The 20,681-nt window shown below is 72.0% G+C and carries 19 protein-coding genes; 12 read left to right on the top strand and 7 right to left on the bottom strand.

The window, feature by feature from the left end; all coding sequences use genetic code 11:
• Positions 1–58: 58 nt before the first annotated feature.
• Complete coding sequence (locus J2S57_RS27470) at positions 59–295, bottom strand: hypothetical protein (RefSeq protein WP_307248223.1); 237 nt, start codon at positions 293–295, stop codon at positions 59–61.
• A 152-nt stretch (positions 296–447) separates the two neighbouring features.
• Positions 448–1,395, bottom strand: coding sequence for an NAD-dependent epimerase/dehydratase family protein (locus J2S57_RS27475; protein WP_307248225.1), 948 nt, complete (start codon positions 1,393–1,395; stop codon positions 448–450).
• 70 nt (positions 1,396–1,465) lie between these two features.
• Between J2S57_RS27475 and J2S57_RS27480 the strand changes: the two genes are divergently transcribed.
• Entirely contained in the window at positions 1,466–1,891 is a 426-nt protein-coding gene (locus tag J2S57_RS27480) for a MarR family winged helix-turn-helix transcriptional regulator (RefSeq protein ID WP_307248228.1), read from the top strand.
• A 75-nt stretch (positions 1,892–1,966) separates the two neighbouring features.
• Positions 1,967–3,001: a peptidase C39 family protein gene (locus J2S57_RS27485; RefSeq protein WP_307248231.1), complete on the top strand. Its 1,035-nt coding sequence runs from the start codon at positions 1,967–1,969 to the stop codon at positions 2,999–3,001.
• 10 nt (positions 3,002–3,011) lie between these two features.
• Here the strand turns inward: J2S57_RS27485 and J2S57_RS27490 are convergent, their stop codons facing one another.
• The 5 genes from J2S57_RS27490 to J2S57_RS27510 are packed head-to-tail and all read right to left on the bottom strand — an operon-like array spanning position 3,012 to position 7,695.
• The gene (locus tag J2S57_RS27490) at positions 3,012–4,157 is read right to left on the bottom strand and encodes an NAD(P)/FAD-dependent oxidoreductase (protein ID WP_307248233.1); all 1,146 of its coding nucleotides are present in this window, start codon (positions 4,155–4,157) and stop codon (positions 3,012–3,014) included.
• Positions 4,154–5,545, bottom strand: a complete 1,392-nt coding sequence (locus J2S57_RS27495) for an NAD(P)/FAD-dependent oxidoreductase (RefSeq protein ID WP_307248236.1) — start codon at positions 5,543–5,545, stop codon at positions 4,154–4,156. The genes J2S57_RS27490 and J2S57_RS27495 overlap by 4 nt, the downstream gene beginning before the upstream one ends.
• On the bottom strand, positions 5,542–5,781 hold the full coding sequence (locus J2S57_RS27500; protein WP_307248238.1) for a (2Fe-2S)-binding protein: 240 nt from the start codon (positions 5,779–5,781) through the stop codon (positions 5,542–5,544). The genes J2S57_RS27495 and J2S57_RS27500 overlap by 4 nt, the downstream gene beginning before the upstream one ends.
• Positions 5,778–6,659, bottom strand: a complete 882-nt coding sequence (locus J2S57_RS27505; protein WP_307248240.1) for an aminodeoxychorismate lyase — start codon at positions 6,657–6,659, stop codon at positions 5,778–5,780. The genes J2S57_RS27500 and J2S57_RS27505 overlap by 4 nt, the downstream gene beginning before the upstream one ends.
• Before the next feature lie 19 nt (positions 6,660–6,678).
• The gene (locus J2S57_RS27510) at positions 6,679–7,695 is read right to left on the bottom strand and encodes a LacI family DNA-binding transcriptional regulator (RefSeq protein WP_307248242.1); all 1,017 of its coding nucleotides are present in this window, start codon (positions 7,693–7,695) and stop codon (positions 6,679–6,681) included.
• Between the two features lie 247 nt (positions 7,696–7,942).
• On the opposite strand from J2S57_RS27510, the gene J2S57_RS27515 reads away from it, so the two are divergent.
• From J2S57_RS27515 to hydA, 10 genes are all read left to right on the top strand, one after another.
• Positions 7,943–8,884, top strand: coding sequence for a dihydrodipicolinate synthase family protein (locus J2S57_RS27515; protein ID WP_307248245.1), 942 nt, complete (start codon positions 7,943–7,945; stop codon positions 8,882–8,884).
• Between the two features lie 5 nt (positions 8,885–8,889).
• Positions 8,890–10,197, top strand: a complete 1,308-nt coding sequence (locus J2S57_RS27520) for an amidohydrolase family protein (protein ID WP_307248247.1) — start codon at positions 8,890–8,892, stop codon at positions 10,195–10,197.
• A complete protein-coding gene (locus tag J2S57_RS27525; RefSeq protein WP_307248249.1) occupies positions 10,194–12,233 on the top strand; it encodes a hydantoinase/oxoprolinase family protein in 2,040 nt (679 codons plus the stop codon). The genes J2S57_RS27520 and J2S57_RS27525 overlap by 4 nt, the downstream gene beginning before the upstream one ends.
• Positions 12,230–13,963, top strand: coding sequence for a hydantoinase B/oxoprolinase family protein (locus J2S57_RS27530; RefSeq protein ID WP_307248251.1), 1,734 nt, complete (start codon positions 12,230–12,232; stop codon positions 13,961–13,963). Before J2S57_RS27525 ends, J2S57_RS27530 begins: the two co-directional genes overlap by 4 nt.
• Positions 13,964–14,093: 130 nt before the next feature.
• Positions 14,094–15,656, top strand: a complete 1,563-nt coding sequence (locus tag J2S57_RS27535; RefSeq protein ID WP_307248254.1) for an ABC transporter substrate-binding protein — start codon at positions 14,094–14,096, stop codon at positions 15,654–15,656.
• A gap of 65 nt (positions 15,657–15,721) precedes the next feature.
• Positions 15,722–16,768 (top strand): ABC transporter permease, encoded by a 1,047-nt coding sequence (locus J2S57_RS27540; RefSeq protein WP_307248256.1) that lies wholly within the window; start codon positions 15,722–15,724, stop codon positions 16,766–16,768.
• Positions 16,765–17,664: an ABC transporter permease gene (locus J2S57_RS27545; RefSeq protein ID WP_307248259.1), complete on the top strand. Its 900-nt coding sequence runs from the start codon at positions 16,765–16,767 to the stop codon at positions 17,662–17,664. Before J2S57_RS27540 ends, J2S57_RS27545 begins: the two co-directional genes overlap by 4 nt.
• Complete coding sequence (locus J2S57_RS27550) at positions 17,664–18,482, top strand: ABC transporter ATP-binding protein (RefSeq protein ID WP_307248260.1); 819 nt, start codon at positions 17,664–17,666, stop codon at positions 18,480–18,482. Before J2S57_RS27545 ends, J2S57_RS27550 begins: the two co-directional genes overlap by 1 nt.
• Positions 18,479–19,312 (top strand): ATP-binding cassette domain-containing protein, encoded by an 834-nt coding sequence (locus J2S57_RS27555; protein ID WP_307248262.1) that lies wholly within the window; start codon positions 18,479–18,481, stop codon positions 19,310–19,312. The genes J2S57_RS27550 and J2S57_RS27555 overlap by 4 nt, the downstream gene beginning before the upstream one ends.
• Positions 19,309–20,679, top strand: a complete 1,371-nt coding sequence (gene hydA, locus J2S57_RS27560) for a dihydropyrimidinase (RefSeq protein ID WP_307248264.1) — start codon at positions 19,309–19,311, stop codon at positions 20,677–20,679. The genes J2S57_RS27555 and hydA overlap by 4 nt, the downstream gene beginning before the upstream one ends.
• Positions 20,680–20,681: the final 2 nt, after the last annotated feature.

Raw genomic sequence — 20,681 nt, forward strand, 5'->3', positions numbered from 1 at the left:
GCCGTCGCCGTCCTCGTCAGGGTGTGACGCCCGAAGGCCGGAAGGCCCGGGGGCCGGGTCAGTTCTCCGGCAGGGCGGCGAAGTCGCGCTTGGCCTGGCGGTACCAGCCCAGGCCGGCGACGGGGCGCCTCCACCGGCCCTGCATCTCCTTCAGGGCCGGCTCGTGGGCCACGTCGCCGGCGGCCACGGCCTCCTTCAGGTGGGCGTCCTGCGCGTTGATCACCACGTTGGCGTCCTTGCCCACGTGGGGCTGGTCGCAGGGCCCGCCCAGCTGGCGGCACGTCATCGTCTTCATGTCCCTGGCTCCGTCCGTGCCCGCGGTCACCGGTGCCCGCTGTCGATCGGGACGCCGGGCGCGTCCCCTGCGATCACGGTAGGAGGGCGGGCAGGAGCGGCGCTTCTTCATTCCTGATCCGTCCTCCGTCCGGAGCCCTCACGACGGGGTGCCTACCGCTCGTGGCCGGCCCGCAGCCAGGCGATGTAGTCCGCCGCCGCGGCCGCGGTGTCGTACTCCGGCTCGAACCCCGTGTCCTCGCGCAGCCGGGTGATGTCCAGCCAGCTGACCGGCTTCGCCCCCGCCGAGGGCAGCTCGACCGCGAAACCGGGCTCGACCGAGGCGATCGCGGCGATCACGTCGGCGGTGCTCGTCGCCCGGCCCGAGGCGACGTTGTAGGTGCCGTGCCGCAGGGTCCCGGCCAGCTGCAGCAGCGCCAGGGCGCGGCCGGTGTCCTTGACGTACATCAGGTCGAGGGCGTCCTCGGCGTGAGCCGGGGCCAGCTGCCCGCTCAGGTCGGGCTCACGGTGCCGGGCGGCCGCCTCGATCAGTGACGGCGCGGGGAAGAACGGATCCGGCAGGTGCCCGCCCGGACCCCAGGTGCCCGAGATGCGGGCGCTGACGATCTCGACGTCGGTCACGCTCGAGAGATGGCCCGCGGCCAGCTCGGTGATCTTCTTGAACGTCGGGATGGCGTGGGTGAAAGCCATCGGCAGCGGCTGGTCCTCGCTGAGCGCTCCCTCGGCCGGGACACCGGCGTACACGCCGATGGTGCTGGCCGTCACCACACGGCGCACACCCCAGGCCCGCGCGGCGCGCACGATGTTGAGGAACCCCTCCAGCGACCGGCCGAACGAGCCGACCGGGTCGTCGTCGGTCGCCGCCCAGGGAACCGAGACGGCCAGGTGCACGATGCCGGTGATCGGGTGCTTCTCGCCGACGGCCAGGAGCGCGTCGAGGTCGGCCGCGTCGGCCTGCACGACGTGCACGGGCAGGCCGGCCAGGTGGTCGGGCAGCTCGGGGGAGCGGCGCTGCAGGAGCACGCACTCCTGGCCGGCGTCGGTCAGGGCGCGGACGGTGTGGGAGCCGATGAAGCCGAGTCCGCCGGTCACGAGGATCATGAACACACCTTTCGTTAGGAATCCTGATCGTCAGGATCACTGACGATCAGCGTAAGCGTATGCTGAGGTCGTGTCCACCGAAGCCGACCCCCGCGACGTCCTCGCCTATCTGCTCAAGCACGCCACGGCGAAGCTCACGGCCGCCACGGACACGGCGCTGGAGCCGTTCGGCATCGACAGCAAGGACTTCGGGGCCCTGCGCGTACTGGCCCACCGCGAGCCCGCCTCGCAACTGCAGGTCGCGCGCACGCTGGGCATCGACCGCACCACCATGGTGGCGCTGCTGGACGCGCTCGAGCGCAAGGGCGTCGTCGCACGCCGTCCCGACCCGGCCGACCGGCGGCGCAACGTGGTCGAGCTGACGGCCGAGGGGCTGACGACGTTCGAGGCCGCGCAGAAGGCCTACGGCCGGGCCGAGAAGGCCTTCCTGGCCGGCGTCGGCGCCGACGGGGTGGCCGGGTTACGGCGCACGCTGCGCACTCTGCTCGACGACTGACCCGGCGGCCGGCCGCGGTGACCCGGCCCCGACCGCATAGGGTCGGCAGCAGCGTCCCCGACCCCGGAGCCCTCGTTGACCGCCCAGATCCTGCCGTTCGACCCCACCGCGATCCCCGCCGCGATCCCCGCCGGGACCCAGACGCTGCTCCCGCCGCACGTCCGCGACCGATGGAGCACGGCCGGCCCTGCGCACCTGGTCCTCGGGCACGACGCGGCCCTCCTGGTCAGTGCCCGCCCGCACACCGCCTACCTCAAGATCGTCGACGCCGCCGGCTCCGCCCCGGCGATCGCCGCCCTGGTCGAGGCGCTCGCCGCGAAGGCCCGCGCCGACGGCCTGGTGCAGCTGAAATGGCAGGGCACACCGCCCACCCCGGTCGCGGGGTTCACCCCGCTCACCCCGCCGCTGCCCTCCGGGCCGGGCACCGACGTCCCCTCGACGGGTGCGGTGCGCTGGCTGGTGCCCGACGTCACCGTGCGCCCGGCGCCCTACTACGCGCAGACCACCCACTACTCCTGCGGTGCGGTCAGCGCCCTCACCGCCGTCGGGGTCCTGACCCTCACGCCGGGGCTGAATGCCGCCCGGGAGATGGCCTTCTGGGAGGAGGCCACCAACCACCCGGCCTGTGAGCCGGTCGGGCTCGGAGTCGCGCTGGCCCGCCGTCACCCGGACCTCGACGTCACGATCGCCCTGGACATCGACCGGCCGGTGGTGCTCGAACACCTGGAACAGGCCGAGCAGGACTGGCGCGCGGCCCTTCAGGTCGCCTCACGCACCGAGGCGGCCGGGCTCGGGGTGCCCGTCTCGCCCGAGCGCCTGAGCGTGACCGAGTTGATCGAGGCCGCGCGCGCCGGCACCGAGGCGCTGATGCTCATCTCGCTGGAACTCATGCGGTCGTTCGCGGTACCGCACTGGGTGCGCTGCTGCGGCACGGCCGGCGGGGCCGTCGTCATCGACGACCCCTCCGTCGACCCGGCCCGCGGCGAGAGCTGGGTCGACGGACACCTGCTGCCGGTGCGGGGCGAGGAGTTCGACCGGATGGCGGCGTACGGCCCGGAGGGTTACCGCGGAGCGGTGCTGCTCAGGTCACGGGCCGAAACAACCAGCTGAAAGCCGTCTTTCAGGAGGCGGCGATGAGCCGGTCCGGCCCCAGGTCGGCCACGTCGACCGGGGTCGGCTCCCCGAGCACCAGTGCGGCCAGCGTGTCCGCCCACAACGGCGCGAACGTGAAGGCGTACGTGCCGCCCGCCACGAGCAGCCCGTCGGCGCCGGGCACGGCCCCGATCACCGGCATCTCGTCGGGCGTGGCGGCCAGCGGCCCGGCCCACATCCGCAACAGCGAGAGCCGGCCCAGCGCGGGCAGAATCCGCACCGCCTCGGCCAGGTTGCCCGCCATCGAGGGCAGGGACGCGTGACTGCGGGCGTCCAGGTCGAGCGACCCGGCCGGCCATCCACCGCCGACCAGCACGTTGCCCGCCGTCACCTGCTTCACGCTCAGCCCTCGCCCGATGTGCTGCACCAGGCACGGCAGGAGCGGGGGGACGCGGACGGTCACGTGCATCTGGATGGCCACCGGCCGCATCCGCAGCGAGACCCCGGCCATGGCGGTCAAGGGCTGGATCCAGGGACCGGCCGTGTTGACCACCCAGCGGCAGGACGTCTCACCCGACGGCGTCGAGACCACCCACCCGTCACCGGCCCGGTGCAAGCCCGTGACCGGGGTCCCCGGGCGCAGCCGCACGCCGCGGCGCTCCCCGGCCCGCAGCCAGGCCGGCCCGGCCAGCAGCGGATTCGCGTACCCGTCGTCCGGGCACCAGGTGGCCGCCCGCACCGTCGGGCCCAGCACCGGCAGCTCGGCGCGGGCCGCGTCACCGTCGAGAATCTCGGTGCGGATCCCGATCTCGCGCTCCCAGGCCGCCTTCGTCGTCAGCTGTTCCAGGTCGTCGTCGCTCTCGGCGACCATGAAGCCACCCGGGCGCCGCACCTCGAGATCCTCGTCGAGCTCGGCCTCGACCTTGCTCCACCGGTCGCTGGCCGCCTTCTGCAACGGCAGGAAACGCCGGCTGTCGACCGGCACGGCCTGCCCGGGACGACGCGTGTGGATGGCCTGGATGTGCAGGTTGCCGGCGGTGGTGCCCGACCCCTCCCGGTTCGGGGCGCCCCGCTCCAGAACCTCGACGCTGAGCCCTCTTCCGGCCAGCCGGAAGGCGGCGGCGGCACCCAGCACACCGGCCCCCACGACCACCACGTCCGCTGTGCCCATCATGCCTCCTGAACGGTGTCGGTGAGCTCGCCGGACGAGAGCAGCGGCGAGGCCACCAGATCGGCGACCGGCACGGGCCGCAACGGCACCCGTGAGGCCAGCGACTCCGGTGTCGTGCCCCGCAGCGCACACAGCGCGGGCGCGCAGTAGCGACCCTGGCACGGGCCCATCCCGGCCCGGGTCAGCGTCTTGGCGGCACTGACGTCCGCCGACGACCCGGCGTCGGCCGCCCGGACCTGCCCGACCGTGGTGCCCTCGCACCGGCACAGCTGTGTCTCGTCCGGCGCCGAATCCATCAGCTTGCGGGCCAGTTCACCCGCCCCCGGGTACAGCGAGCGGCTCAGCGCGGCGAACGCGTGCTCACGCCGCGCCCGGCGCACCGCCGCGGGCGGCGCGGACAGCGCCCGCCCGGACGCGTCCGCCACCACCGCCGCGGCCACCAGGGCCCCTTCGGCCCGTGCCGCGAGACTGCCCGCGATGCCGGTGGTCTCACCGGCCGCGTACCATCCCGGAACCGACGTGCGTCCGTACGCGTCGACGTCCACCGTCAGGTCGTTGTCGTGCTCGTCGACCACGCACCGCGCCCCGGCCAGGCGCAGCAGATCGACCTGCGCGCGGAACCCGTACCCCACGACCAGCGTGTCGGCCGCCACCCGGAAGGGCGATGAATTCCCGTCCAGGGCCGAGATCTCGACGCTCTGCAGCTCGGACCCCGAGGTCTGGACACCCCGCACCACCGACCCCTGGACCAGGCGCGTGCCCGAGCGCAGCAACGGCCACAGCTCCCGCGCGAACTGCACGAGCTTGCCCGGGTGACGCAGCGAGCGGATCTGCGCCGCGCCCACCCCGTACGGGTGCCCCGCCTCGACCAGGGCGACCACGCGCCCACCGGCCCGCGTGATCGCCGCCGCCACCGGCAGCAGGAACGGCCCCGACCCGGCGACCACGACCCGCGCCCCCACGGCCACCCCGTCGGACGAAGCCAGGTGCTGCGCGAAACCACCCGAGACCACGCTCGGGTGCTGCCAACCCGGGAACGGCAGCGAACGCTCGGTCGCCCCCGTGGCCACCACGACCCGCTCGGCGCGCACGGCGTGCACCCCCGCCGGGTCCGAACGCACCCACAGCGTCGAGCTCTCGGCCGCCCACACCGTGGTGCCCGTCAGTACCTCGACGCCGGCGGCCACCACCTGCCCGGCCAGAACTCTTCCCTCCGGCCGGTGTTCACCCAGCCGCGCCCGGACCGACGCGGCCCGGGGATGGAAGTACTGCCCACCCAGCTCGTGGTGCTCGTCGATCAGGACGACCGAGAGGCCCGCCCGGGCGGTCGCGAGCGCGGCCTCCATCCCGGCCGGCCCGCCCCCGACCACGGCGACGTCGTAGGTGGTCACGGGGTGGTCCTCACGTCGAGCCCGTCGCGCACGGCGGTCAGGCAGGCGCGGGTGCCGGGCTGCCCGTCGATCTCGACCAGGCACTCGAAGCAGGTGCCCATCCCGCACCACGGGCCGCGCGGCTCGGAGGTCACGAGATGCCGGCGTACTGCTTTCACGTCGAGGGTGCGCAGGGCGGCCGTGACCGAGATCCCCGCCTCCACCTCGTGCGGGGTGCCGTCGACGGTGATCCTCATACGGTGCGCCGCAGCAGCTGGTCGTTGAGGCGGTCGGTCAGCTCCCGGTCGACCGTCACGTCCTTGCCGTCGAGGGTGTGCACCGGCGTGGCCAGGCGCTGCGAGTTCGTCATCCACAGGGCGTCGGCCGCGGCCAGCTCGTCGAGGGTCACGTCGCGGATCCGGGTGGTGAAACCCTCGGCCGCCAGCAGGTCGAGCATGTCCATCTGTGCGGTGCCGGGCAGGATCCCGCTCTCCGGCGGCGTGGTCACGAAAATGCCGTCCAGACGCAGAACGACGGACGACGTGGGCCCCTCGAGCAGGAACCCGTCGGTGGTCGTGAACAGCACGTCGTCGGCCCCACGGCGCACGGCCTCGCGCAGCACCGACCGGTTGACCGCGTAGGAGAGGGTTTTCGCGCCCTGCAGCAACCAGGGGGCGGTCTCGGCGATGTCGCGGGCGTACCCCCGCGAGAGCGTCACCACCGAGATACCGGTGGTGCGCTCACGGCTCCAGGCCGGGTTGACGTCGAGGTGCACGAAGCCGCGCGCCCCGGGGACGCCGCTGTACTCCTCGCCGCGGGTGAGCACGTACTTGGCGAAAGCGTCCTTCACCGGCCCGAGTTCACGGATACCGGCCTGCACGGCGTCGCGGTAGGCGTCGAGGTCGGGCTCGGGCAGGTCGAGCATGCGCGCCGAGCGGGCGAAACGCTGCAGGTGCGCCTCGGCGGCGTGCACGTAGCCGTCGTGGATGGCCACGGTCTCGAAGATGCCGTCACCGCGGGTGATCCCGAGGTCGGTGGCGGTGATGACCGGGGTGCCGACCGGCAGCACGCGGAAGGCGGGACCATCGCCGGGCATACCGATCGCGGGACGGTCGATGAGGATGAGCGCGGGCAACGGTACCTCCGTGGGGGTTTCAGGCTCTGGGGGGTGCGCACGAGGACCGCAGCAGCAGCTCGGCCCCGACCCGGTAGGTGCGGGTGTCACGGTGGGCCGGGTCGCGTCGGCGCAACTGGTCCATCAGCAGGTTGACGGCCAGATCGGCCATCGCCTGGGCGCCGTTGTCGACGACCGTGACCGGCGGCTGCCACATCTGCAGCACCGGCATGTCTTCGTAGCAGACCAGGGACAGGTCGTGGGGAATGCTCACGCCGCGGGCCACCAGGGCCGGCAGCACGCCGAAGGAGGCCTCGTGGTTGGCCGACAGCAGCGCGGTGATGCGGCGGTCCTGCGAGAGTAGCCGATCCACGGCCGAACTGCCGAACTCGGGGGTGAAAGGCCCTCGCTCGACGAGGGATTCGTCCAGGTCGATCCCCTCGGAGGCCAGGGCCTCCCGGTAGCCGCGCAGCCGCTCGCGGCCGGAGTCGGCGGTGTCCAGGGCCCCGATGAAACCGATGGCGCGGTGGCCCAGTTCGAGCAGGTAGCGGGTGGCCTGGTAGGAGCCGTCGCGGTCGGCGGCCAGCACGGTGGGGGAGGCGCTGTCGCGGGATGAGCGGATCACGTTGACGACCGCGGTGCCGGAGCTCTGCAGCTGGTTGGTGATGGCCGAGTTCTGCCCGGAGCCGATGACGACGACACCGTCGACGCCGTGGTCGGCGAGGGTCTCCAGCAGGTTGCGCTCGGTGGTGACGTCGGCGTCGGTGGTGCAGAGGATGAGCTGGTAGCCCTCGGAGGCCAGCCGGCGCTGCACGACCTGGGCGATGGTGTGGAACGACGCGTTGAGCAGGTTGTTCAGCACCAGGCCGACCAGGCGGGACTCCCGCGAGCGCAGCGACCGGGCGGCGCGGTTGACGCGGTAGCCCAGCTCGCCGGCGGCGGCCATCACCCGGGCGCGGGTCTCCTCGGAGATCGAGGCGGAGCCGCCGAGGGCGCGTGAGGCGGTGGAGACCGAGACGCCGGCGTGCTCGGCGACCTCGCGCATGGTCACGGACATCGGGCGGGACCCCCCAGGGATTCGGGCATCGGGGACGGCGGGAGCGTGCTGGGACATCCCTACCATCGCCGGGAAGCGTTGTGCAATCGTTCCCACGGATGGCTTCCTGAGTGGCGAGTTAACAAGAGTTTCGGCGTGTAAACATCAAGTTTCGCGGCTTGATTGCTCGTTCATGGCCCATGCAAGAGTGTGCAAACGTTCCCACTAAGCGACAGGTGTGGACGACGCATTCGAACCGAGAGTGATCATGGACCGCGACGACGTGACCTGGAGCGGCTACTGGCCCGCTGCCCCCACCCCGTTCACCGCCGGGCTCGAGCTCGACGAGGCCGGCCTGGCCGCCCTGCTGGAGATGTACGCCGGTGACGGTGTGCACGGGGTGCTGCTCAACGGCAGCACGGGGGAGTGGTTCAGCCAGAGCCCGGCCGAGCGCCGCCGGGTCGCCGAGGTCGGCGTCGAGGCGGTCGCCGGCCGCTACCCGGTCGTGGTCGGCGTCTCCGCGTTCACCGCGGCCGAGGCCGCCGAGCTGGCCCGGCACGCGAAGGCGGCCGGCGCCGACGGTGTCCTGGCCACGGTGCCGCCGTACGTGCACCCCTCCCCGGCGGAGGTGCTCGCCTTCTACCGTGAGGTGAGCGAGGCCACCGACCTGCCGTTCATGGTCTACAACTGGCCGCGCGGGGTGGCCGTCGACCTGGCCGCGGTGCCGGGCCTGATGTCCGGCCTGGCCGACCTGCCGAACGTGGCCGCGATCAAGGACTCCACCGGCGACTGGCTCGCCATGCTCGCCACCGTCGAGGCGGTCAGCGACCGGGTGCGGGTCTTCGGTTCCCTCACCCACCGGCGCGGCCTGGCCCTGATGGCCGGCGGGCTCGGCGGTGACGGCGCCATCGACGGCGGCGGCATCGGGGCCCGCTACGGCGTCCCCTTCTTCGAGGCCGCCCTCCGGGGCGACATCGCCACCGCCCGCACCTGGGCCGACCGTTACCAGAAGCTGTCCGCCGGGATGATCGCCCCGGACTACTCCGGTCGCTTCGCCTCCCCGATCAGCCAGCTCAAGGCCGCGATGAACCTTCTCGGTCAGCCGGGCGCCGGTTCGGTGCGCCCGCCGCTGCTGCCGGTGACCGACCCGATCGTCCTCAAGCAGATTGCCGGCGTCCTGACCGACGCCGGTTTCACACCGGAGGCCTGACCCGCATGCTCAACACCAACCCCCGCCCGGCGCGTCCCGGCATGCCGGGACACCCGGCCACCCTGTGGCTGACCGGCGGCCACGTCGTGGACGTGGTCACCAGCACCGTCAGCCCGAACGACGTGGCCGTGTTCGACGGCAGGATCAGCTGGATCGGCCCCGCGAACCCGCAGGAGGGCGACGCGGTCGTCGACCTGGACGGCCGGTACCTGGTGCCCGGTCTGGTCTCCGTGCACACCCACCTGACCATCGTGTACCCGTTCGACGACACCGACGTGAACGAGAGCTCGGCCGCCTCGGCGCTGCGCGCGGCCAGCCGGGCCCGCGACGCCCTGTGGGCCGGCGTCACCACCGTGCGCACCCTCGACGAGCAGAACCGCGCCGACATCGAGCTGCGCCGGGCCGCCGTGAGCAACCGCTGGGCCCTGGACGTGCCCCGGATCCTGGCCTCCGGCCGCGCGATCGGGATCACCGGTGGCCACGGCAAGGGCATGGCCTGCTCCTACGCCGACGGTCACGACGAGTTCCTCAAGGCCGCGCGCCAGGAGCTGGAGGCCGGCGCCGACCACATCAAGGTCTTCATCACCGGCGGCATCGCGCACGCCGGGGAGTCGTTCAACGGCGCGCAGATGACGACCGACGAGATGAAGGCCGTGGTGCGGGCCACCGGCGAGCACGGCACCTACGTGGTCGCGCACGCCGGGGGCGGCGAGGCGATCCGCGAGGCGATGAGCGTCGGCATCACCCGCTTCGAGCACGGCTACGACCTGGACGAGCAGACCGTCACCGAGATGGCCTCCCACCGCGCCTATCTCACTCCCACCCTGTCGGTCACCAGCTGCCCGCAGTGGATGCTCGACCACGGCTTCACCCAGGGCCAGGTCGACGTGGCCCGGCGCGTGCACCCGATCCACCTGGCCTCGATCCAGCGGGCCTTCGGGAAGGCCGTCGTGACGGCCGGGGAGCTGGACGGTGACGGCATCCGCATCGTGGCCGGCACCGACTACCTGCCCGGCGAGCCGAACGACGGAACCTCCTGCGCGGTGCGGGAGATCGAGCTGCTCGAGCAGGCCGGCCTGCCCACGCCGGCGGCGCTGCGCGCCGGGACCTGGGAGGCCGCCCGCCTGCTGGGACGCGAGGACGAGTTCGGGTCGGTCCGCGAGGGACTCGCGGGCGACCTGCTGATCATCGAGGAGGACCCCACCGTGACCGTCTCCGCGCTGCGGACCATCGGCACCGTCATCCAGGCCGGGCGCCTGGTGCGCTCGGACCTGCCCGGCACCCAGGACCTGACCAGGGCGGTGTACGCGTGAGCGTCAAGGTCGCCGTCGACATCGGCGGCACGTTCGTCGACGCTGTCGCCTACGACACCGCCACCGGGGCCATCCGGGTGCACAAGGTGTCCACCACCCCGGCCGCCCCGGCCGAGGGCGTGCTGCAGGGCGTCGCCGCCCTGCAGGCCGACCTGTCCGAGGTCGAGTCCTTCGCCCACGGAACCACTCTCGGGCTGAACGCGATCCTGCAGCGCAACGGCGCCCGGGTCGGTGTCATCACCACCGAGGGCTTCTCCGACGTGCTGGAGATCGCCCGGGCCGGCATCCCCGCCGACCGGATGTACGACTTCGTCTACCAGCGTCCCCGCCCGCTCGTGCCCCGCCGTCACCGCCTCGGGGTGCCGGAGCGCCTGGACGCCTCGGGCGCCGTGGTGGTCCCGCTCGACGAGGCCGCCGTGCTCGAGGCCGGCCGCACCCTGGTGGAGCAGCACGGCCTGAGGTCGATCGCGGTGTGCTTCCTGCACTCCTACGCCAACCCGGCGCACGAGCAGCGCGCCGCGCAGGTGCTGCGCGAGGCGTTCCCGGGCGTGGCCGTCTCGGTCTCCAGCGACCTCACCCGCGAGTACCGCGAGTACGAGCGCACCTCCACCGTCGTGCTCGACGCGTACATCCGCCCGGTGCTCAACGACTACCTCGACCAGCTCGAGAAGGGCCTGGCCGGGCTGGGTCTCACCGAGCACCTGCACATCATGCGCTCGGGCGGTGGCGCGATGACCGCGGCCCTGGCCAAGCAGGCGCCGCTGCACACCGTGCTGTCCGGCCCGGCCGGCGGCGTGGTCGGCGCGACCTTCCTGGCCCGCGAACTCGGGCTCGACAACGTCCTCAGCTTCGACGTCGGCGGCACCAGCGTGGACGCCTGCGTGATCGTCGACGGCAGCCCCACCGAGGTGCACGAGGCCGAGATCGACGGCCTGCCGCTGCTGATCCCGATCTACGACATCCGCACCATCGGCGCCGGCGGCGGCTCGATCGCCTGGATGGACGCCGGTCTGCTCAAGGTCGGCCCGCGCTCGGCCGGCGCCGTGCCCGGCCCGGTCGCCTACGGCAAGGGCGGCACCGAGCCCACCGTCACCGACGCCGCGTTCGCCCTCGGCTGGCTCGACCCGGGAGCGTTCCTGGGCGGCGCCATGACCGTCAGCGCCGACGCCGCCCGCGCCGCGATCGCGCAGAAGGTCGCGGGCCCGCTCGGGCTGGACGAGACCGCGGCCGCCGCCAGCATTCTCGAGATCCTGGTCGCCCGTACCGTCGGCGCGATGCGCGAGATCACCATCGAGCGCGGCCTCGACCCGCGCGAGTTCACCCTGATGGCCTTCGGCGGCGCCGGCCCGCTGATCGCGCCGATGCTGGCCCGCGAGATGGACCTCGGTACCACCCTGGTACCGGCCGTCCCGGCCGCGTTCTCGGCCTTCGGCATGCTGATGTCCGACCTGGAGTACGAGTTCGCGGCCACCACCATGGTCCCGCTGAGCGACTCCTCGCTGGCGGACCTGGCCCCGACCTTCGCCGAGCTGCAGGCCCGGGCGGTCGAGGCCCTCGACGCCCAGCACGTCCCGGACGAGAACCGGCGCCTGGTGCGCACGGTCGACGTGCGCTACCTCGGCCAGGAGCACTCCCTGCCGGTCGAGCTGCGCGAGGGCGACACCGCCGCCGACGTGCTCGCCCGCTTCGGTGAGCTGCACCAGGCCCGCCACGGGCACGCGATGGACGTGGCCGGGCAGATCTTCTCGGTGCGCCTGAAGGCGGTCGGCGAGGAACCCAAGCCGGGCCTGGTCACGCTCCCCGGGAAGCCCGGGAGTCCCGAAGCCGCCGGTTCACGAAGGGCTTTCGACATGGCGGCCCGTGACTGGGCCGACTTCCCGGTGTACGAGCGGGCGGGTTTCGGGGCCGGGCAGGTCGTCCAGGGCCCCGCGATCGTCGAGGAGGGCACCTCCACGACCGTCTTCTTCTCCGACCAGACCCTACGGGTGGACGCCCACGGTCACCTTCTCATCACGTCGAACGGAGCCGGGGAATGAGTTCCCAAGCCGATAACAGGCTCGACGGCGCGACCGTCGAGGTCATCCGCAACTACGTGGTCTCGGCCGCCGAGCAGATGCGCCGCACCCTGGTGCGCAGCGCGTTCAACCCGGTGATCTACGACGTCCTGGACTTCGGCATCTCGATCTACGACGGCGCCCAGCAGCTGATGGCCGAGGCCAGCGGCATCACGCACTTCCTCGGCGCGAACGACCGGGCGCTGGTGATGGCCAGCGACTACATCGGGATCCCGACGATGGAGCCCGGCGACGTCTACCTGCTGAACTACCCGTACTGGAACGGCGCCCACTCCTACGACGCGATGCTGTTCTGCCCGGTCTTCGCGGACGGGCGCGCCGAGCCGGCCGCGTTCCTCGCGGTGCGGGCGCACTGGATGGACCTGGGCGCGAAATCGCCCGGCTACGTGCTCGACTCGACCGACATGCACCAGGAGGGCCTGATCTTCCCGGGCACCCGGATCGTGCACCGGGGCGAGGTCGTGCGTGACATCACCGAGCTGATCCGCTTCAACTCCCGCCTGCCCGACCTGACCCTGGGCGACTTCCACGCCCAGCTGGCCGCGCTGCGGGTCGGCGAGCGCAACCTGCACCAGATCTGGGGCAAGTTCGGCATCGAGACCGTCGAGCAGGCCATGCGCCAGGTCATCGAGCACGGCGAGCAGGTCGCCCGCCGCGCGGTGGCGGCCCTGCCCGACGGCACCTGGACCGCCACCGACTACATCGACGACGACAACATCACCGACGACCTGATCGAGATCACCGTGCGGGTGACCATCGACGGCGAGCGCATCGTCGTCGACTACACCGGCTCGTCACCGCAGGTGCTCGGCCCGGTCAACCTGCCCATCGGATCCACCGAGGGCATCGTCAAGGCGTCGTTCAAGGCGCTGACCACGCCCTGGGAACCGACCAACGCCGGGCACTTCGCGCCGGTCGAGATCATCGCCGAGCCCGGGTCGGTGTTTCACGCGCAGTACCCGGCGGCGACCTTCACCCAGTGGAGCGCCATCGTCGCCACCGAGCTGATGCACAAGGCCCTGGCCCAGGCGATGCCCGAGATCCCGGCCTCCTCCGGCGGTGACGAGCCCGGCTTCATGGCGGTGGGCCACGACCCGCGCACCGGCAAGGACTTCGTGGTCTCGAACAACGAGGGCATCGGCTGGGGCGCGACCCGCGACCACGACGGCGGCGACGCCCAGCAGCATCCCTCGCAGACCACCGTGCGCAACACCCCGGTCGAGGTGCTCGAGCACAAGGCGCCGCTGCTGCACGAGCGCCTCGAGCTGATCCCGGACTCGGCCGGCCCCGGCCGTTTCCGCGGTGGCGTCGGCGTGCTGCGCCAGGTGCGCTACACCGCGCCGGGCGAGGTGCTGTCGATGAAGAAGAAGACCAAGACCCGGCCCTGGGCCCTGGACGGCGGCCACGAGCCCGAGCCCAGCGAGATGGTGCTGTGGCCGGGCACCGACAAGCACCAGCGCGTCGGCATGTACCGGGCCTCGATGGAGGCCGGCGAACGGTTCGTCAACCGCACCGCCGGTGGCGGCGGCCACGGTGACCCGCTCGACCGCGACCCGCTGGCCGTCGTCGAGGACGTGCTCGACGGCTACGTGTCGATGAAGGCGGCCCGGGACGCGTACGGCGTCGTGGTCGCCCCCGACGGCACCTGGCAGCCCACCCCTGAACGCCAGGCCCGCAGCGAAGCGGACTGACGGCTCCTGCCCGTCCCTCCCGGTTCGAGGTGCTGCCCGCACCTCGAACCGCACCTCGAAACCGCACCAGCACCTCGCACTCCAGCACCTCGCACCGTGAACCTCCTCTCGAAGCAGGAAGCAGGTCCCCATGCGTTCCCGTACCTTCCTCAGTGTCGGTGCCTTCTTCGGCGCCGCCGCGATGCTGGCCGCCTGTTCCGGCGGCTCGTCCTCCGCGAGCGGCGGCTCGGCCCGTGACCAGGCGCTGGTCATCGCCGAGAACGAGCCGCCCGCCTCGTTCGACCCGGTCCAGGCCGACAACTCCACCGTCGACGAGGTCGTGATCCCGGCCTACGACAGCCTTCTCACCTACGGCGACGACGGGAACCTGGCCGGCGTGCTGGCCTCGGACTGGAAGGTCTCCGACGACGGCCTGACCGTCACCCTGACCCTGCGCGACGACGTGACCTTCCACGACGGCGCCAAGCTGACGGCCACCGACGTGAAGTACACGCTCGACCGGATCAAGACCCTGAACATCGGCGTGGCCTCGTTCCTGACCGCGTACGACTCCTCCGAGGCGACCTCCGACACCGAGCTGACGATCACGCTCAGCACGCCCGACGCGGTGTTCCCGGCCGCGCTGACCCGCGTGTACGTGGTGAACTCGGCGCTGGTCGAGAAGAACGCCGGTGACGACCAGGGCCAGTCCTGGCTGGCCACCAACGACGCCGGCTCGGGCCCCTACCAGCTGACCCAGTACAGCTCGAACCAGAGCGCCGACTACGAGCAGTACGCCGACTACTGGCAGGGCTTCACCGGGCAGGCCAAGTCGGTCCAGTTCCAGTACATCTCGGACGCCTCGACGCAGAAGTCGGCGCTGGAGTCCGGTGACGTCGACGTGGCCATGGACATCGCGCCCACCGACTGGGCCTCGTTCGACGGCCAGGCCGGGTTCACCACCGACAAGTCCGACACGAACGTCGTGCTCTACACCTTCTTCAACATGAACGACGCCACCACCAAGAACAAGGCCCTGCGCGAGGCGATCGCCTCCTCCTACAACTACCAGGAGCACATCGACCAGATCCTGCTCGGCGCCGGCAAGAAGGTGACCGGCCCGCTGCCCAGCGGAATGCAGTGCGCCACCACCGATGTCACCCAGCCGACCTACGACCTGGACAAGGCCAAGCAGCTGGTCGCGGACAACGGTCTCGACGGCACCAGCGTCACGATGACCTACCTGGAGGCCACCTCGGAGATGGAGCAGGCCGCGACCCTGCTGCAGTCCAACCTGGCCGAGGTCGGCATCGACCTGAAGCTGCAGGCCGTCACCTACCCGCAGTACGTCGAGATGAACGCCAAGGACGAGACCCGCCCGCAGCTGGGCATGATCTACGCCTTCCCGGCCTTCCCCGACGCCAGCGCGATCATGTACCAGAACTTCAACTCGAAGATGATCGGCTCGCAGAACTGGGGCGCGTACGACAACGCCGAGGTCGACAAGCTCACCGACGACGCGCAGACCGAGTCCGACCAGGCCACCCGCTGCGCCGACTACGAGAAGGCCCAGGCCCTGGTGGCCGACGACGTCCCGTCGATCAACATGGCCAACGCCCAGACCGTCGCGATCATGAACGAGCGGGTCAAGGACTTCGCCTACCGCTCGTGGCACCACCAGACGGTCGACGTCTACAGCATCCAGGTCAGCTGACCTTCCCGGGCGGGGACGTGAGAACGTCCCCGCCCACCACCCATTCACGGAAAGGAGGACGTGTCGTGGACGTGGCACGCTACGTCGCCCGGCGCACGATGCTGTCGGCCGTGGTCTTCTTCGGCCTCGTCGTGCTGGCGTTCGTCCTGGTCACGGTGCTGCCCGGCGACCCGGCGCGGGCCGCGGCCGGCCGCAACGCCACGGCGGCCCAGGTCGAGGACGCGCGCACGCGGCTGGGTCTGGACGACCCGGTGCTCGCGCAGTTCTGGCACTACCTGACCAACGTCCTGCAGGGCGACCTGGGCAACTCGGTCTTCACCCACCGGGCCGTCCTGGCCGACATCGCGGACGTCCTGCCGTCCTCCCTCGAACTGGTCGCCGCGGCGATGATCGTCAACATCGCGGTCGGCGTGCCCCTCGGCGTCCTGGCCGCCTACCGGCGCGGGCGGCTGCTCGACCTGCTGGCCCGCGTCGTGGCCCTGCTCGGCGCCACCATGCCGGTCTTCTGGCTCGGCCTGCTGCTGCAGCTGGTGCTGGCCAGCCGCCTGGGCTGGTTCCCGCTGTACGGCCAGCTCGGTTTCGGCGAACGGGTTCCCGACATCACCGGTGTCACCACCCTCGACGCCCTGCTGTCCGGGAACCCGGCCCTCTTCCTCTCGGCCCTGACCCACCTGATCCTGCCCGCGCTGACCCTGGCGGCCAGTTTCGTGGCGGTGATCGCCCGCACCGTGCGCTCGTCGATGATCACCTCGCTGGACGCCGACTACGTCACCCTCGCCCGTGCCACCGGCGCCGGTGAGGTCCGCGTCGTGGTGCGCCACGCCCTGCGCAACGCCCTGGTGCCGATGTCCACGATCCTGGGCATGCAGCTGGGCTGGATGCTCGGCGTCACCGTGCTGGTCGAGAGCACCTTCTCGCGCAAGGGAATCGGCGCCTACATGGTGGACGCGGTGCTCCAGAACGACCTGTACGCGGTGATCGGCTCGATCCTCGTCATCGGTGTCGTCTTCATCGTCACCAACCTCGTCGTCGACGTCGTCCAGCTGTGGATCAACCCGCGCCTGCGCGACGGACTCGTCCCCGCCCGCCCGGCGCCGGAGGCGGTCCGATGAGCACCCCTACCCCCGGGAGCCCCTCGGTGACCCCGACGCCCGACGCGACCACCACGTCCACCATCGCCGTCAGGAAGCGCCGGCGCACCCCGATCGTCGACCGGATCGCCCTGGGCGTCTGCGGGCTCGTCGTTCTCCTCGCCGTGATCGGCCCCTGGATCGCCCCGCACGACCCCTACACCGTCGATCTGGGCAACCGGCTGCTCGGCCCGGGCCCGGGACACTGGCTCGGCACCGACATCAACGGCCGGGACGTGCTCTCGCGCATCCTGACCGGCGCCCGCACCACGCTTCTGGCCACGGCCGTCGTGCTCGCGGTCACCGTCGTAGTGGGCGTGGTCGTCGGCACGGCCGCCGCGGTCGGGGGACGCGTGGTGGACGAGATCATCATGCGGATCACCGATGTCGGGCTCGCGGTGCCCTCGATCATCCTGGCCCTCGGCTTCGCGGTCGCCCTGGGGCCGGGCATCGGGTCGGCGATCATCGCCGTGAGTGTCAGCTGGTGGCCCGGTTACGTGCGGCTGATCCGCACCGTGGTGCGCGAGACGATGCAGGCCGAGTTCGTCGAGTCGGCCGTCGCGCTGGGCGTGGGCCGGCGGCGCCTGATCCTGCGCCACGTGCTGCCCAACTCGCTCGACATCCTCTACGTGCAGGTCACTCTCGACGTCGCGGCGGTGATGCTGGTCATCTCCGGCCTGTCGTTCATCGGCGTCGGCGCCCAGGTGCCCTCGGCCGAGTGGGGCGCGATGATCGCGGCCGCCGCGGACAACGTCACCTCCGGCTGGTGGGCCCTGGTCTTCCCGGGCCTGGCCATCGCGCTCACCGCGATCGCGTTCTCGCTCGTGGGCGACTGGCTGCGCGTGCTGCGGGACCCGACCCTGAGGGAGCAGAGCTGATGAGTTTGCTGTCGGTGGAGGACCTCCGGGTCTCCTACGGTTCCCGCGAGGTGGTGCACGGGGTGTCCTTCTCGCTCGAGAAGGGTTCCCGTACCGCCCTGGTCGGGGAGTCCGGGTCGGGCAAGTCGGTCACGGCCCGGGCGGTGCTGCAGCTGGACGTCGCGGCCCGGCTGCGGGGGTCGGTCCGGCTGGAGGGTCAGGAGCTGGTGGACGCGTCGGCGAAAGTCGTGCGCTCGGTGCGGGGTTCGCGGGTCGGCCTGGTCTTCCAGGACCCGCTGACCTCGCTCAACCCGGTGATGACGATCGGCTGGCAGATCATGCAGCCCCTGGTCATCCGCGGCGTGAAGAAGAAGGAGGCCCGCGAGCGCGGCATCGCGCTGCTGAGCCGGCTGGGCGTGAAGGACGCGTCGGGGCGCTTCGACGACTACCCGCACCAGTTCTCGGGCGGGATGCGCCAGCGGGTGGTCATCGCGATCGCGGTGATCGCCGAGCCGGAACTGCTGATCGCCGACGAGCCGACCACGGCCCTGGACGTGCGGGTGCAGGCGGCGGTGCTGGACCTGCTGCACGAGGTCGCGCAGGAGCGGGGCATGGCGGTGCTGCTGATCACCCACGACCTGGGGGTGGTCGCCGGTTTCGCCGACGACGTGGTGGTCATGCGGCACGGCAGGATCGTCGAGACCGCGCCCGTCGGGCCGCTGTTCGCGGACCCGCAGCATCCCTACACGAAGGGCCTGCTGGGAGCGGTGCCGCGGCTGGACCGCGACCCGTCGCAGCGCCTGGTGTCGGTGGAGGAGATCGAGGCGGTGTCCCGGTGAGCGTCAACGGTTCCGTGAAGAAGATCCTCGAGGTCGACGGCCTCACCAAGACCTATCCGGGCGCCTCGCGCCCGGCGGCCGCCGACGTCGGGTTCAGCATGCTCGAGGGCACGGCCCTGGGGCTGGTCGGGGAGTCCGGCTCGGGCAAGTCGACGACCGCCCGGATGATCGCCGGCCTGGAGAAGCCCGACGCCGGCTGGGTGCTGCTGGGCGGCAAGCAGATCGACGGGGTCTCGCGGCGGGCGATGCGGCAGGTGCGGCGGGACATGCAGGTCGTGTTCCAGGACCCGTACTCGTCGCTGAACCCGCGCATGAACGTCGAGCAGCTCGTCGGGGAGGGCCTGCTCGTGCACGGCATCCTGCCCGACCGGGCCGCGCGCCGCGCCGAGGTCGAAAGACTGCTCGGCCTGGTCGGTCTCGGCCACGCCGACCTGGGGGCCTACCCGCGCTCGTTCTCCGGCGGGCAGCGTCAGCGCCTGGCGATCGCCCGGGCCCTGGCCGTGCGCCCGCGTCTGCTGATCTGTGACGAGCCGGTCTCCTCGCTCGACGTCTCGGTGCAGGCGCAGGTGCTGAACCTGCTGCGCGACCTGCAGGCCGAACTCGGCCTGTCGATCCTGTTCATCGCCCACGACCTGGCCGTGGTCCGCTACCTGTGCGACCAGGTCGTCGTGATGAGTGAGGGCCGCGTGGTCGAGCAGGGCAGCCGGGAGCAGATCTACGGCGACCCCCAGCACGAGTACACCCGGGACCTGCTCGCCGCGGTCCCGGTTCCCGATCCCGCGCACTCCCGGCGGGTCCGTTCCGATTCTGTCGTGGAGGAGAAGCAATGAGCGACCTGGTGGTCCGTGGCGGCACCCTGGTGCAGCCGGACTGGTCCGGCCCGGCCGACCTGCACCTGGCCGACGGCGTGGTCAGGGCCGTGGTGGCCCCCGGCACCCCGCTGCCCGCCGGGGCCGAGGTCCTCGACGCCACCGGCAGACTGGTGATGCCCGGGGGAGTGGACCCGCACTGTCACGTCGGTTTCACCAGCGGCGGCTACACCTCGCTCGACGGGTACGCCGAGTGCACCACCGCCGCCGTCCTGGGCGGCACCACCACGATCGTCGACTTCGCCATCCCGCAGCCGGGCCAGCGGCCGGTCGACGTGGCCGCCGCCCAGCGGGCCAAGGTGCCGCAGGGCCTGTGCGACGCGGCCGTCCACGCCTCCGTCGTGGAGTGGGACGACACCACGGCCGACCAGCTGCGCTCCCTGGTGGCCGACGGCCTGGCGACGGTGAAGATGTTCACCACCTACCGTGGCGAGAGCATGGCCAGCGCCGACACCATCCTGAAGACCATGCAGGTGCTGAAGGAGTCGGGCGGCATGGTGGTGATCCACTGCGAGGCCAACCCGATCATCGAGGAGGATCAGCGCCGGGCCGCCGAGCGCGGCGAGATCGACGCCGCGCACATGGCCGGCACCCGCTCGGAACTGGCCGAGACCGCCGCGGTCGCCGAGGTCCTCGCGATCGCCGAGACCCTCGACGCCCCGGTCTACTTCGTGCACCAGTCCACGCCCGCCGCGGTCGAGCTGGTCGCCGCCGCCCGCCGCCGCGGGCTCCGTGCGTACACCGAGTCCGTCGCCCACCACCTCGTGCTCGACGACTCGCTCTACGACGGCCCGAACCCCGAGCGCTGGGTCTGCTGCCCGCCGCTGCGTGACCGGGCGACGGTCGAGGCCCTGGGCGGCTACCTGGCCAACGGTGAGATCACCACGGTCGCCTCCGACCACTGCTGCTACGACACCGCGCAGAAGGTCTCGCACCGGCACGACGTGCGGCACATGCCCAACGGCCTGCCCGGCGTCCAGACCCGCCTGCCCGTCATCTTCTCGACCTACGTCGCCACCGGCCGGATCACGCCGTCACGCTTCGTCGAGCTCACCGCCGCGAACCCGGCCCGCACCAACGGGATCTACCCGCGCAAGGGCACCCTGGCCCCGGGCAGCGACGCCGACCTGGTGCTGTGGGACCCCTCGGCCCGCTGGACGATCACGGCCGGCGACCTGGCCCAGGCCACGGACTACACGCCGTACGAGGGCATCGAGGTCACCGGCCGTCCCGAGACCGTCGTGGTCGGCGGGCGCGTGATCGCCGGCGGCGGGCGGATCCTGGACGCGACCCCGCGGGGCCGCTTCCTGCCGGCCTCCCTGGCCTGAGC

It is taken from the genome of Kineosporia succinea, from assembly GCF_030811555.1.
Lineage (GTDB): Bacteria > Actinomycetota > Actinomycetes > Actinomycetales > Kineosporiaceae > Kineosporia > Kineosporia succinea.